14 protein-coding genes are annotated in these 14,186 nt (G+C 59.4%); 5 read left to right on the top strand and 9 right to left on the bottom strand.

All coding sequences use genetic code 11. From position 1 onward, the window contains the following. Positions 1-57: 57 nt before the first annotated feature. The 5 genes from cydP to HNO82_RS20325 form a co-directional block, all read right to left on the bottom strand. Positions 58-330 (bottom strand): cytochrome oxidase putative small subunit CydP, encoded by a 273-nt coding sequence (gene cydP, locus HNO82_RS20345; protein WP_249777056.1) that lies wholly within the window; start codon positions 328-330, stop codon positions 58-60. Between the two features lie 64 nt (positions 331-394). Continuing rightward, positions 395-1,189 carry a sulfite exporter TauE/SafE family protein gene (locus tag HNO82_RS20340; protein ID WP_175344930.1) on the bottom strand — a complete coding sequence of 265 codons (795 nt, stop codon included), beginning with the start codon at positions 1,187-1,189 and terminating at the stop codon, positions 395-397. Positions 1,190-1,199: 10 nt separating this feature from the next. Beyond that, complete coding sequence (locus HNO82_RS20335) at positions 1,200-2,867, bottom strand: bifunctional protein tyrosine phosphatase family protein/NAD(P)/FAD-dependent oxidoreductase (RefSeq protein WP_175344929.1); 1,668 nt, start codon at positions 2,865-2,867, stop codon at positions 1,200-1,202. A 67-nt stretch (positions 2,868-2,934) separates the two neighbouring features. Beyond that, positions 2,935-3,129: a YgaP family membrane protein gene (locus HNO82_RS20330; protein WP_175344928.1), complete on the bottom strand. Its 195-nt coding sequence runs from the start codon at positions 3,127-3,129 to the stop codon at positions 2,935-2,937. Positions 3,130-3,151: 22 nt separating this feature from the next. Next, a complete protein-coding gene (locus HNO82_RS20325; RefSeq protein ID WP_175344927.1) occupies positions 3,152-4,027 on the bottom strand; it encodes an MBL fold metallo-hydrolase in 876 nt (291 codons plus the stop codon). Positions 4,028-4,273: 246 nt separating this feature from the next. Between HNO82_RS20325 and HNO82_RS20320 the strand changes: the two genes are divergently transcribed. The 5 genes from HNO82_RS20320 to HNO82_RS20300 all read left to right on the top strand — a co-directional run bounded on the left by HNO82_RS20320 (position 4,274) and on the right by HNO82_RS20300 (position 9,345). Continuing rightward, positions 4,274-5,617 (top strand): sigma-54 interaction domain-containing protein, encoded by a 1,344-nt coding sequence (locus tag HNO82_RS20320; protein WP_175344926.1) that lies wholly within the window; start codon positions 4,274-4,276, stop codon positions 5,615-5,617. Positions 5,618-5,863: 246 nt separating this feature from the next. Continuing rightward, positions 5,864-6,229 (top strand): copper homeostasis periplasmic binding protein CopC, encoded by a 366-nt coding sequence (copC, locus tag HNO82_RS20315; protein WP_175344925.1) that lies wholly within the window; start codon positions 5,864-5,866, stop codon positions 6,227-6,229. Next, a complete protein-coding gene (gene copD, locus HNO82_RS20310) occupies positions 6,226-7,110 on the top strand; it encodes a copper homeostasis membrane protein CopD (RefSeq protein ID WP_249777055.1) in 885 nt (294 codons plus the stop codon). The genes copC and copD overlap by 4 nt, the downstream gene beginning before the upstream one ends. A 283-nt stretch (positions 7,111-7,393) precedes the next feature. Further along, positions 7,394-7,780 carry a DUF2946 domain-containing protein gene (locus tag HNO82_RS20305; RefSeq protein ID WP_175344924.1) on the top strand — a complete coding sequence of 129 codons (387 nt, stop codon included), beginning with the start codon at positions 7,394-7,396 and terminating at the stop codon, positions 7,778-7,780. A gap of 245 nt (positions 7,781-8,025) precedes the next feature. Then, complete coding sequence (locus HNO82_RS20300) at positions 8,026-9,345, top strand: tyrosine-type recombinase/integrase (protein ID WP_175344923.1); 1,320 nt, start codon at positions 8,026-8,028, stop codon at positions 9,343-9,345. A 207-nt stretch (positions 9,346-9,552) separates the two neighbouring features. On the opposite strand, the gene HNO82_RS20295 is transcribed toward HNO82_RS20300, so the two are convergent. From HNO82_RS20295 to HNO82_RS20280, 4 genes are all read right to left on the bottom strand, one after another. After that, a complete protein-coding gene (locus HNO82_RS20295) occupies positions 9,553-11,709 on the bottom strand; it encodes a TonB-dependent siderophore receptor (protein WP_175344922.1) in 2,157 nt (718 codons plus the stop codon). A 137-nt stretch (positions 11,710-11,846) separates the two neighbouring features. Next, positions 11,847-12,569, bottom strand: coding sequence for a MotA/TolQ/ExbB proton channel family protein (locus tag HNO82_RS20290; RefSeq protein WP_175344921.1), 723 nt, complete (start codon positions 12,567-12,569; stop codon positions 11,847-11,849). Between the two features lie 172 nt (positions 12,570-12,741). Beyond that, on the bottom strand, positions 12,742-13,512 hold the full coding sequence (locus HNO82_RS20285) for an amino acid ABC transporter ATP-binding protein (RefSeq protein WP_175344920.1): 771 nt from the start codon (positions 13,510-13,512) through the stop codon (positions 12,742-12,744). Further along, a complete protein-coding gene (locus HNO82_RS20280) occupies positions 13,509-14,159 on the bottom strand; it encodes an amino acid ABC transporter permease (RefSeq protein ID WP_175344919.1) in 651 nt (216 codons plus the stop codon). Before HNO82_RS20280 ends, HNO82_RS20285 begins: the two co-directional genes overlap by 4 nt. Between the last annotated feature and the right edge of the window lie 27 nt (positions 14,160-14,186).

The raw sequence follows: 14,186 nt of genomic DNA, 5'->3' as shown, positions 1-14,186 counted from the left end.
CGTGACGGCAAACTGCAGCCGCGATAGCGAGACGACTTCATCGATGGGAACCATGGCTTACTCCGGTTTGGTAATTTTTTCAGATGAATGCTGCATGTCATTCGACGATGCCGAGAAAGAGGCAGGCGCAAGCATGCGTTGCTCCACGCTCTGCACGGGCATCTGCATATGCTTGGCCTCTGGATGGGCGAAGAAGGTCTTGGCCAGCGCCGTGATGAGGGCCACTTTGATCATCAGGAGAATGGTGATTTCCGCGGCTAACGGCAGATTTGTCAGCCTTCTGGAAATGCCCCCCGGATTAAACTTCTGCCAGAAAATTTGCTTCATCATCACCTCTACTTTTTATGTGGGTGTAGAAAAGCCGATCTGAAATGAACGCATGTATGCCCAAAGATCAATGAATGGACTTCATGATCAGGCCAGCAGACACTACCATGCAGACGACCGAAAACGCCAGCTTCAGGTGGGCAGGATGCCAGCGTACCGCAAGCCTTCCTCCGAGCAACATGCCCGCGATCGCTCCGGCAGAAAATGGCAGGCCAATGCCCATGTCGAAGTGACCACTGACCATGCTGGTGCCGACGCTGACCAGTGAAATCAACGCAATGACCGCCAGCGAAGTCGAGACGATGGACTGCATGGCGAGGTCGGTCACGCGCTGCAAGGCCGGTACGATGACGAACCCGCCCCCCACGCCGAGCAGACCCGAGAGCACGCCCGCCACGCCCCCCATGACGGCCAGGCGACTGGCACAACGGGGTGTCCAGACGAAGCGCCCGCTCTTGTCACGCAGGCAGGGACAGTCATCCGATACGGTGGCCGCGGCTGTCTTGCTGCGCCGGGCATCCCGCATGCCCTTGATGGCCACCCACACCATGACCAGGGCAAACAGCAGCGTCAGGTAGCGCGTATCGAGCTGATGTGCCAGCCACGTTCCCAGTGGGGTGAGGACAACGCCGACGGCGGCGATCAGCGCGGCGGCCCGATAACGCACGATGCCGCCCCGCAAACCGATCACCGCGCCGATGGCCGAAGCCATGCCTACGGCCAGCAAGCCGATGGGGCCGGCCTGCGGCACGCTCAGATGCAGGCCGAACACCAGCAGCGGAATGGCCAGGATACCGCCACCGGCGCCGGTGAGGCCCATGATGCAGCCCACCAAGGCACCCAGTAACAGGCTCATGCTCATCTCTGTCTCCTCAACCGACCATTTCGGGTTGCGCCAGCCACTCGTGTCCCTTGAGCATGCCCTCCCAGTACAGCGGCGGCAGAATGCGCTCCTTGAGCAGCCAGGCCAGCCGCGATGGCCGCGTGCCATCCAGCATCCACGCCGGGAAACTGGGCGCCAGCTTGCCACCATAGTTGAATTCGGCCAGAACGATCTTGCCGCGCTCCACGGTCAAGGGACAAGATCCATAACCGTTGTAGCGGGCCTGAACGGATTGACGGCCCAGGTTGTGGAGCACATTGTGGGCGACCACGGGTGCCTGTTTGCGGGCCGCGGCAGCGGTCTTGGCGTTGGGCGAGTTGGCCGCATCGCCGAGTCCGAAGATGTTGGAAAAGCGCTTGTGCTGCAAGGTCGACTGATCAACATCGATCCACCCGGCCGGATCGGCCAGAGGACTGCTGCGGATGAAGTCCGGTGCCGTCTGCGGCGGCACCACGTGGATCATGTCAAAGGGCACTTCCACTTTCTGCGAGCTACCATCGGGGGAGCTGACGGCAAAGGTGGCGATCTTGCGTCCGCCATCGATGGCGGTCAGGGTCTGTCCGAAGTTGAGATCGATGCCATAGGCTTGCACATACTCCATCAGGGCTGGCACGTACTCGGCCACGCCGAAGAGCACGGCACCGGCCGAGCGGAACTGCACATTCGACTTCTCCAGTACACCGGCGTGTCGCCACGCATCACAAGAGAGATACATGGCCTTTTGCGGGGCCCCGGCGCATTTGATGGGCATGGGCGGCTGGGTGAAAACGGCATTCCCCCCTTTGAAGCGCTCCACCAGCTCCCAGGTGTAGGGCGCCAGGTCATAGCGATAATTGGAAGTCACGCCATTGCGACCCAGGGTGTCGGTAAGACCTTCGATGCCGTCCCAGTTCAGTTTCAGGCCGGGGCAGACCACCAGTTGTTCATACTTCACCACGCGACATCCTTCCAGCAGCACCGCATTGCGCTCCGGCTCAAAGCCGGCCACGGCCGACTTGATCCAGCGTACCCCGCGCGGGATGAGTGATCCCATCACCCGGGCCGTCTGCGCGGGCGTGAATACGCCGCCACCCACCAGAGTCCAGCCGGGCTGGTAATAGTGCACATCGGCCGGATCGATGATGGCGATATCCAACCCAGGCTGGCGCGCCAGCAGGCTCGACGCCACCGAGATCCCCGCCGCACCGCCACCAACGATGACCACCTTGTGCGTCGAGTCGGCCACATCGAATGGCGTGGCATTGCTCTGGTTGATTCTGCGCACCAGCGCGCTCAGGTCGTAACCTGCTTGCTCGGCGCGGCTCAATATTTCTCCCGTGGACATGCGGCCGGCACGTGAAAGCCCCCACAGCGTGGTACTGCGCATGCCGCTGCGGCAATAAGCCAGCACGGGCTTGGGCAGTTCCTCGAGAAGACGGTCGAATTCGTCAGCCTGGGTATCGGCCACCTGACCCGGGATCACCGGCAGATAGCGAGCCTCGATGCCGGCAGCCTGTGCTTGTTGCTCGACCTCTCTGAAACTGGGCTGGTCGCCGGCTTCCCCGTCCGGACGATTGCAGATGATGGATTTGAAGCCGGCCGCAGCGATCTCTGCCATATCGGCAGGCATGACCTGGGCCGAGACGGACAGGTTGGCCGTCAGTTGCTTGATGTTCATGGAATGTCTCCTCGATGGATGTATCCCTGGCGGCGACGCCCCGGCGTCGACCAGCAAGGGGAGGGGATCAGCGATCCCGGTTAGCGCAACTGCTGATGCCCAGTAGCGGATATAGCGGACAGAAGCGCAGCAGGCCGGTCCCTATCGGGATCAGGCCCAGCCAGCCCCACCATCCCACGGTGCCGGTAGCCGCAAGGATGACCAGCACGAGGCCGACGATGATTCTCAAGATGCGGTCGATACCGCCTACATTGCATTTCATGATGACTCCTCAGGGTTGGGGATCAGACTGCGTCCAGCGGGATCTTCAGATAGCGCACGCCATTGGCCTCGGCCGGTGGCAATTGGCCGGCACGCATGTTGACTTGCACCGACGGCAGCAGCAGCACCGGCATGGCCAGAGTGGCGTCACGGGCGCTGCGCATGGCCACGAATTCCTCTTCGCTGATGCCATCGCGGACGTGAATGTTGTTGCTGCGCTCTTCGGCCACGGTGGTGACGAATTGAAGCTGCCGGCCGTTGGGCTGGTAGTCGTGGCACAGATAGATACGGGTATGCGGCGGCAGGCTCAGGACCTTGTTGATGGAATGGAAGAGCGTGCGGGCATTCCCGCCGGGGAAATCGCAGCGCGCGGTCCCGTAGTCGGGCATGAACAGGGTATCGCCGACGAAGGCGGCGATCTGGTCGCCTTCCTCCACGACATAGGTGATACAGGCCGGAGTGTGGCCGGGCGTGTGCATGACACGCGCCTGCAAGGTCCCGATCTGGAAATGCTCGCCGTCGGCGAAGAGGTGATCGAACTGGCTGCCATCGTGCGCAAATTCACTGCCGGCATTGAAAAGCGCCCCGAATACGTCTTGCACCTGGCGGATATGTTCACCGATGGCGATACGTCCGCCCAGCTTGCGCTTGAGATAGGGCGCTGCCGACAGATGATCGGCATGGGCATGGGTTTCCAGGATCCATTGCACCGAGGCATCGAGTTCCTGCACGCGCCGGATCAGGTGATCGGCGCTGCCGGTGGAAGTGCGTCCGGATTTGGGATCGTAGTCCAGCACGCTGTCGAGCAGAGCGCATTGCCGGGTCGCGCGATCCAGTACGAGATAGCTCACGGTACTGGTGGCCGGGTCGAAATGGCCTTCAATATGCAGGTTGTCCATGTTGTCCTCCTCTGATTGTCAGATATTTTCTTCATATCAAAATCTGTGCCAATGCGATGACTTCATTCAAGTTATTGATTTATTTGAATAAATTTCTCTTCGGGCGCAATGAGTGCTTCCCCCGGCTGCCAGTGACACTGCCAACTGGCAGTGGCATACTGCCAATTGGCAGTACCGTAGGCAGTCTGAATGGCAGTGGCGTGACAGGGTGGATGGGTCATGAGAGGGCTATGCGCCTGGATTTTTATGGAAGAAAGCGAGAGCGTCGTGTCGTCATTACCGGATGTATTGCAACCGTTCGAGGTACAGGCCCTGATTTCCTATCTGGACCACGAGCCGACGCCGATGATCGTGATGAACACCGATTACGAGATTCTGGCGGCCAATACGGCCTACCGGCGCCAGTTCGCCACGGCGGGCAGGGCGCCGATCGGTCAGAAGTGCTATGCCATGTCTCATCATTACCAGGTGCCTTGCGACCAGGCTGGAGAGCACTGTCCTTTGCAGAGTGCTCTGGTGACCAAGGGACCGGATCGGGTGCTGCACATCCATCACACTCCGCGCGGGCCGGAGCATGTGGATGTGGAGTTGCGGCCGATCATTGATCAGCAGCATCGCGTGGTGGGTTTCGTCGAGCGCTTGCAGACTGTGCGCCATGCCTCGGTGCAGGCCAGTCGGCAGGGGCTGGTTGGCAAGTCACCGGCCTTCAATCGTGCGCTGGGCGAGTTGCAGCGCGTGGCCATGTCGGACCTGCCGGTCCTGCTGCTGGGGGAGTCTGGCAGCGGCAAGGAACTGTTTGCACGCGCGGTACACGAGGCCAGTCCGCGGGCGCGCGGCCCTTTCGTGGTCGTGGATTGCTCGGGATTGACCGAGAGCCTGTTCGAAAGTGAACTGTTTGGCTACGAAAAGGGGGCCTTCACCGGGGCCCACGTTCGCAAGGCAGGGCTGGTGGAAACGGCCAAGGGTGGCACCTTGTTCCTGGACGAGATCGGCGACGTGCCATTGGGAATGCAGGTCAAGCTGCTGCGGCTGATCGAATCGGCCACCTTTCGGCGTGTCGGTGCGGTCGATACGCAGCAGGCCGAATTCCGCCTGGTGGCGGCCACGCACAAGCCCTTGCAGCAAATGGTCGCCAAGGGCGAGTTCCGCCAGGATCTGTATTACCGTATCAGTGCCTTTCCCATCCATTTGCCGCCGTTACGGGAACGGCGCGACGACATACCCTTGCTGGTCGAATCATTGCTTCAGCGCGGCGCCGGGGTCGGAAGCAAACCGCTGCAAACCTCGCCAGAGGCCATGGCGCAATTGATGCACCACGACTGGCCGGGCAATATCCGCGAACTTCGCAACGTGATCGAGCGTGCGAGGCTGTTTGCCGATGACGGGGTGATCAAGAGTGAGCATCTGGCGTTGGAGCTTTTCCAGTCGACACGTTCGCCCGGGATCGACAAGCCTGTGTCCGAAGTAGCTGATTTGATGGAGATGGCGCGCCAGTTCAAGGGGAGTCGCAAGGAACTGGCGGCCAGCCTGGGGATGAGTGAACGTACGCTGTACAGGCGGATGAAGTCGACCGGGTCTGATCGCGGTTAGGGCCTGTTTGCTCATGCAGCGCTGAACGATCAATGCTGAGCCACGCGATCACGCGTATGCGGGTAATGCGTATTTCGCTTCTCTGCGACAATATGTCGCAGGCGCAGCGCTCTGGTCGTGGCAAACTTGTGGCCCGCGAAGATGTACGCGCTGACCCGGGCTCAGTCACTTTTCATGGCTCAAGTCGTCAGCCCGGCTCGGGGTTCGTGCACTTCCTCAACTGATGCCCTAGTGGAATTGACGATCATGAAAAATATCAAACGCCTCCTGTCATTGGTAGTTCTGTCCAGCCTGTTCCTGGCGCCATCCGTCTGGGCGCATGCCCACCTGAAGACGGCCATCCCCTCAGACAAGGCGGTAGTGGCATCACCAGCAGAGCTGACCCTCAACTTCTCCGAAGGCTTGAATCTGAAGTTTAGCGGCCTCAAGCTCTCCGGTCCGGACCAGAAGGAAGTCCACCTGGGCCAAGTCACGCTCATGGACGAAGGAAAGTCTCTCATGGTCGGGATTCCAGCACGGCTGACGCCGGGCACCTACACCGTGCAATGGCATGCCTTGTCCGTGGATGGACACAAGACCGAGGGTGCGTACAGCTTCTCCGTGACACCTTGATTTCATCAACGCTTTTGTTGGGCCTGTGCCGCCTGTCAGTCGATGGTGCGGCACTGTTCCTGTGGGGGGCGAGCCTGACGCTGCTGGTGCTGGTGGCCGAGCCGCTCAGGAGCCATCTGTGGCAACGCCTGGCCGGATGGCGACGCTTTTTGTATGGACTCCTGTTCATCGCGGTCCTTTCAAGTTTGCCGCTGCAAGCCAGTATTCTGGGGGATGGCTGGGCTGATGCCTGGCGCTTCGACATGCTCGCTGCGGTCGCCAATGGCACCTCGATCGGTACGGCATGGTGGTTCCAGTTAGTGGCCGTTTCCCTGCTGTTGCTCAGCGTGACGCAATCGGATCGCATGCGCTTGCTGGCATGTCTCGGGGGCAGCGGTATCGTACTCGCGAGTCTGGCGCTGACCGGACATGCCGTCATGAATGAAGGAAGGGAGGGACTGCTGCATCAGGCCAATGACCTACTCCATGTTTGGAGCGTAGGGGCATGGATGGGGGCCCTGCCGATCGTCTTGCTGATCCTTTCAGGGCGATATCGCTGCGCGTATCCTGAGCTGGTCAGCGTGATTCTGCGGCGCTTTTCAAATGTCGGTCATGCAGTGGTTGCGTTGGTTTTGCTGACAGGCTTGGTCAATACGATCCTGATTCTTGGAAGGCTGCCGTTGGACTTCCATTTTCGCTATCAAGCGTTGCTGACCATCAAGATCATGGTGGCGGGCTTCATGGTGGCGATTGCGGTATTCAACAGGTATGTACTGGTGCCGGCGATGCGTCAACAGCGCAATGCGCTGCATCGGATACGCCTTCTGACCATGGCGGAAATCTTGCTGTCCTGTTTTGCGCTGGTGTTGCTGGCTTGGCTGGGAATGTTGCAACCGAATTGAAAACGCTGCCATGTGGGCGGTTCCAGACGAACTACGGATCGACCTGTGCGCTGCGCTGATCCGCCGCTGCCGCGGCGGGCGTCGGTACCGTCGGCGCGGCATCCCGATCCATCGCGCCTTGCCAGATTCTCCCGCGTTGCGCCACTACGGAGCGCACAACGTCAATTTCCTGACTGCGGCAAATTGACGCAGCCAGATCGAGGCAGTGTCATCAGCTAGAAAAGCAGGCTTATCATAAGCGGCCCTCAACGTGACTTTGTCTGCTGTTTCCGGACCTCCGAACATGAGTTTGAGTAAACGCCTTCATCGACTGATCGCATGGCTTGCGCTATGCGTGATGCTCTTTGTCGCTGCCGCTCCAAGCATTTCGCGGGCGCTGGCCTCCAATAGCCAGATCAGCTGGATGGAGGTTTGCAGTGCCACCGGCATCAAGCGCACGACTGCACCGGCAAACAATAATGCGGGGCAGGAACAAATGCCCGTTGACAAAGCACACTGCGGTTATTGCGTCCTGCAGCAGCACACTCCGGCTCTGGCATCTGCTGCACCCGGTATCGCTCTGCTGGTCGCGGTGCTGGCGTACCCTCTCTTCTACATGCCTGACGTCACCGTGGTCCGAACGTTGGTGCCCACGGCACATCGCAGTCGCGCCCCTCCCAGCTTCATTTAATCACCTTGATTACATGGCTTGTACGAGTCTTCCTCGCGGACTTGTGAAGACCTTTGCGTGTGTGCTCGTTATGAGCAGAAATATCGACCGAAATAGCACATGAACAAGCTGAAGTCGTCTCACGCAGAGTTTGGCGCCTTGATGCGAGCTATTCCGACGCCGAATTCAAACTGGCGGTCAATTGCATTGATCAGCAAAGCCAAATGAATTTGGTCAGATCGAATTGCTCCAACGGAGAAGAAAACATGTTTAATGCAGTCGCAGTTGCAGTCCAGTCGCTGGCCGCCGGCGAGCATCTCACCATCCCCAAGCATCGCGGCTTGCGTTTGCGTGCCAACGAAAGCATGTACAACTGGATCTATCGCTACAAGAATCCGGATGATGGCAGGATCCGTCAGGTCAAGCTGGGCGAGTGGCCTAACATGTCATTGACCTCGGCCGTTCGCCATTGGAGGCAGCTCAAGAGTCTGCGTGATCAGGGCGTCGATCCCTCAACAGTACATCGGCAAACGGAACACCCACGACGGGCTTCCATCGCCATGCCCAATGAATCCGCTGCGCAACTGTCGGTGCAGCAAATTGGCTTGCGTTATTACGAGGGGCACGTCAAGCATCATTGGGGCGAGAGAGGGGCCAGGGAAGTATGGCGCATTTTCGCGCGCACGCTCGGTGAATTCGGTAGCCTACCCGCACAGGAGGTCGATGCAGACCTGGCTGCTGACTTTCTTCGCGGGTTCCTGGACCGGCCCACCCAAGGCACCATCACGCGACGCGAACTGGGTGCGGCATGGGACTACGCCATTACCCATGGATTGCTTCCTGCGGAGAACGTCAATGTCTGGCGCGGTATCCTGCGTGGGGAGTTCAAGAGCAAGGGCGTTCGTGTCAAGGGCGTGCATCGTGGCGCCGAGAAACGTCTGCTGTCGGTCGATGAGCTCGCCATCCTGTTGCCGTGGTTCCATCATTTCACCAGCGCCAACGAAGACATCCTGACGCTGTTTGCGTGGACATGTGCTCCTGGAAAGGAAATTTGCGCCATGCACGCCAGCGAGATCAGCCAGGAGGAGGACGGCTGGTGGTGGATCATCCCGGAGGCAAAGTTGCGTCCCCAACGACGTGGTGCCGCGAGCGATTTTCGTATCCCCCTGGTGGGACGGGCTCTGGAGATCGTGCAGCGTCGGCTGCTGGCCAGCACGAATGGTTACCTGTTCAAAGGACGCAAGGGCGGACGCTTCGATCCCAAGAACGTCGGCGTGGCGGTCTGGAATGCGCGAGAGGACTGTGACTCACGTCCTGAATATCAGCGACCACGCCTGCCAATTTCGGACTGGACGCCCAACGATCTCCGACGGGCAGCCGTGGAGTTGCTCAAAGCACTGGAATGTCCACCGGAAATCCTGGCTGCAATCCAGGGACAGCGCGGCAATCGTCTCCGCTTGTCTGCAGACAGGCATGCTCACGATGCCCTGAAGCGGCTCTGGATGACACGGCTGGCGCAAGTCTTGGAGCAACTCATGCAGGGCAGGGCGCCGGCGCAGTGGGATACAGAAAAGCTGGCTGCCTGAGACAGAATTGCAAAAGGGGCCGAACCCGACGCTTTGATTACACGCAACACTCGATGAAAGCGGAAGGGCAGTTCGAGCCCTCCCGCTTTGCCAATACCCGCAGCTTCCCCGTTACACCGGAACAAGGCACGATGCTGCGGCGACCAGCTCTGCTTCGAGTTACGTCTGTAATAACCTTGACCTCCATGACAACACCACCTGCCGTGCTCAGATATTGACTTTGAGCGTCAGGTAAAACGATCTCGGCTGTGTCGGAATGACGACCGGAAAGCCAAAATACTGATAGGACTCGTAGCTTCGTCGTCCCGTCAGGTTGTATCCGGAAAGCTGAAGGGTGTACCGACCAAAATCATAGGCTGCCTGGGCATCCACAGTCGCCATGCCTGGCACGGAGACGGTATTGGGCAAGGTCAGCTGACGGCGACCGAGTGCCGTGATACCGGCGCCGAACGACAATCCCTCAGCGGCGCCATCCAGTACGCGATAGCGGAAGGCCAGGCGTCCGCTATGCCTTGGCACGCGGGCCAGTGTGTCCCCAACCGGGATCGTGTTGTCTTGCGTGACCACCGCTTGGGTATAGGCGTAGTTCGCCAGCAAGGACAACGCTCGCACCGGTTCCCAGGTCATGTCGGCCTCGAATCCGCGTGCGCGTTGCTGCCCCGTCTGAATCGACACGAGGGGATTTCCGGGGTCGGCTGTAGCGACGTTGTCGCGCGTTTGTTCGAACACGGCCAGCGTTCCCGACAGCTTGCGCGCTTTATCGTCAAGCTTGATACCAAGCTCGATGTTCCTGGATGTCTCTGGCTTGGGTATCGTTGATCCGATGAAACCGAATGGTGCGCGGAAGGCAGTCGCATAACCCGCATACAGTGCCAGTCCTTGCAGAAGGTCGTAATTGACGCCTACCCGCGGCGAAACATGGTGGTAAGTCTTGTCGGTCCCCTGTTCGGCCTCCTGGAACTCAAGCTGGGTCAGCCGCAGTGCACCCGTGAAGTGCCAGCGACCATAGTGAGCCTGGTCCTGTACGTAAGTTGCGAGTGTGCGGTAGCGATCCGTCTGCGTGGAGTTGATGGGGGTCTTGTCGCCAAAGGCGAGGTTATATTGAGGGTCGGAAAGATCAATCGAGCCGACGCTAGTCCCATCAAAGCCCATCCCCGAATAAAACTTCGTCAGGTCGTATGCAACCCCAGCGACCCATTCGTGACGGCCGCCGAGCATCTTCAATGGCGCGATCAAATGCGCGTCGAGAGCGGTTTCGCGCGTTCTGGTGCTCATGGTGAGCGGGAAGATCGGATAGGCGGTCGGTGTAGAAGCATTGGGCGCTGCCAGTGCCGGATAGATGAAGCTTCCGTATTGGCCAACGTTACTGGTGTAGAACTGTGCGGACGCCTCCAGGCGAACACCGTCATCAAACTTGTGGCGCACCTCGATCTTTCCGAGACGATTGTTGATATCCGTCATGGGCTGGCCATTGGGCGCACCTGGAAAGGCATTGCGATAAAGCTGTCCCGCCAGCGCCTGTTGAGCCGGCAGCCCTGAGTACTCAAGCTGCTGGGTACGGTTGTACTGGCCAGAAAAAAGAATCTCGGTCTGCGCGTCGGGCTTGAACAGGATGCTGGGCTGGAAAAATACGCGTTTCCCGTGGACATTGTCGATCCAGCTTGTATTGTCCTGGTATTCCCCTGCGAGACGTATTGCCAGCTTGTCGCTCAGTGTTACGTTGTAGTCGCCATAGGGGTTGGTGGTTGAGTAGCTGCCGGCTCGTACACCAAGAAAGCCGCCATTGCTGCCAATCTCGGGACGCGTCGACTCGATGTTGATGAGTCCGCCCAAGGGAGAGCCCAGGCCACCACCATACAGGGTCGAACTTGGTCCCTTCAGCACTTCGATGCGTTCGACGCCGACCAAGCCTGCTGGATTGAATGCTTGTTGATTTCCGCCGAAGATGGACAGGCCATCCAGATAGGTCTCAGCAGGAAACCCTCGAATGATGGGAGCGATCAGCAATGCTTCCTCCGGCTTGGTCGGCACCACCCCGGAAACGTTGACGAGTGCATCGGAGAGGCTGCGGACGTCCTGGTCATCAAGGAGGGATCGCTTCAATACAGAGACAGACTGCGGTGTCTGCAGCAACGGTGTATCCGTGCGCGTCGCCGAGCTGGACCGTGAAGCAGCGTAGCCCGGACTCTCCTCTGTAACGACAACCTCAGGAAGCTCCGAAGACACAGGCTGCTTGTCTGAAATGCTTTCAGCAGCAACCGCATTGGTGATGGGTGTCGAGGTGGCGTTGCTGGATTGCGCCATGACGACTGTTGCAAATGGATAGATCAATGCGATGGCGGCTGCCAGGGAAGTCTTTTTCATCGTTTAAAGTAATTTTCTGGCAACCGTAAAGCAAACCGATTTTTCAATTCTCTGGCTGTTGGACAGGAACTCGGAGAAGGTCGGATAACGGCTCATCAGCCTTACCGCCGGAGCGACATGCCAGGCTCGCGTATGTTCTACCGCGGGGACGGCGCCACGCTCAAGGGCAATTCATTGACTTGGTACGCCGCTGCACGAGCGCCAGTCACGAACAACGCATGCAGGTCGAAACCGAACTTGTTCAGGCGTGCCAGCGTGCTCTTGTTGCCTCGAACCAGCGCGTTATAGCCAAAGGTGGCGGGAATGGCTACCGCCAGTCCCAGCGCAGTCATGATCAGCGCCTCTCCAACGGGGCCGGCAACCTTGTCGATGCTTGACTGGCCGGTGGTGCCGATGGAGACCAGTGCGTGATAGATACCCCAGACTGTTCCGAACAGACCGACGAACGGCGCTGTGGACCCTACGGATGCCAGAACGGCCATACCTGCTTGCAGACGCGCAGCAGCTTCATCGATGGACTGTCGCAAGCCCAGGGTGACCCAGTCGCTGACAGCGAGCTGTTCATGCAAATATCCACGATGCTGTTGATGATGAAACAGCGCAGTCCTGCCCGCACGGGCGAGCGCGGCAAATGGATTGTCATGCCCTAAAGTAGCCAGGGCGCCCTCCAGGTCGGCGACTGTCCAAAAATCACGACGGGCGGCCTCCGCAGATTTACGCATGCGTAGCAGGTCAAGTGCCTTGGTCAGCATGACATGCCAGGAGGCGATGGACATGCTTATCAGCAGGACGGCGACTGCGCGCGTGACGATGTCACCCTGCGCCCACAAACTCTGAAGGCCGTAAGGACTGACTTCCATGATGTTTTAAGCCTTCATGGGGCGAGGCACGTTGACTCGCCCTGGATGGGAGAAGGCTCGAATTATGCGCGCAGGACCCGATGTGATGCGTGCGACAAATTGTCACATTCTCTCTACAGGTGCTGTACCGTAGTGCACAGATTGATCACGGTAACTCGCCAGCTTGCTCACATCATTCGTGCAGACGTCCCAAGAACTGCCGCGAACGCTCGCTACCCTGAGCACCGAAGAAGAGAGCAGGGGTGGTGTCTTCCAGCACGTGCCCGCCTTCCATGAAGACGATGCGGTCAGCCACTTCCCGGGCGAAGCGGGTTTCGTGCGTAACGACCAGCATCGTCATGCCTTCGCCTGCCAGTTCGCGCATCACGTTCAAGACGTCATCTCTCAGTTCCGGATCCAGTGCCGAGGTTGGCTCATCGAAGAGGATCACTTCCGGATCCATGGCCAGTGCACGGGCAATGGCTACACGCTGTTTCTGTCCACCGGAGAGCTTGCCCGGATACGCATCAGCCTTCTCCGCCAGCCCGACCTTGCCCAGCAGCGCAAGACCACGCTCACGGGCCTCTCCCTTGGCAACGCCCTTGACCGAGATCAGTCCTTCAATCACGTTCTGCAACGCCGTCATGTGCGGGAACAGGTTGAAGGACTGGAACACCATGGCTGTCTGCTGCCGGATCTGCAGCGTCTTTTGTCGCAGTTCACGCGCCGGCAATGTCGCAGGATCGCTCAGCCTCACCCCACAGATCTCGATACTGCCGCGGTCCGGCAGTTCCAGCAGATTCAGTGAGCGGATGAACGTGGTCTTGCCCGAGCCGGACGGGCCCATGATGACCAGCACTTCACCGCGTGCGACTTCGAGATTGATGTCGCGCAGCACCTGATTGGCACCGTATGCCTTGGCCAGTCCACTGACGCGGACGGTGCATTGGGAAGACTGATTCATTGATAGCGCCTCGACAGTATCTCTTCCAGCCAGGTTTGCAGGAGAGTGAGCAGTTGGTTGATGATCCAGTAGATGGTCCCGACGATGATGAACATGTCCATGTAGCGGAAGGTGGTCGCCCCCAGCTGATCGGCTACGCGTGTCAGTTCCACCACCGTTACGGTGGAGGCCAGCGAGGTGTCCTTCATCAGCGCGATCAGGCGGCTGCCCACGGGGGGAATGGCTATGCGCAGGCCTTGCGGCAGTATCACGCGCCACAGCGTCTTCCAGTAGCCCATGCCCATGGCCCACGCGGCTTCCCATTGACCACGATCTACCGCATTGATGCCGGAGCGGAAGTTCTCGCTCAGGTAGGCCGCCGAGAAAAGCGTCAGTGCCAGCAGCGCGGCGGGAATGGGATCGATGGTGATGCCATAGTTGGGAAGACCGAAATAGATCAGCAGAATCTGGATCAGCAGCGGTGTGCCGCGAAACACCGACACGTAGGCGAACGCAAGCCAGCGCAGTGGCCGCGCATCGGAGATCCGTGCCAGCGCAATGAGCATGCCCAGCGCCGAGCCCAGCACGAACGAGCCTAGTCCCAGCCCGATGGTCACCACCACCGCTTTCTCCAGCAGCGGTAGTGCCCTGACAAACAGATCAATCATGGTTCTCCTCCCGGTTGCCGTGCCTGC

This window comes from Herbaspirillum sp. C9C3 (genome assembly GCF_013359625.1).
Lineage (GTDB): Bacteria > Pseudomonadota > Gammaproteobacteria > Burkholderiales > Burkholderiaceae_D > Herbaspirillum.
The sequence above is the reverse complement of the archived record's forward strand: the minus strand, read 5'-3'. Positions and strand labels throughout refer to the sequence as shown.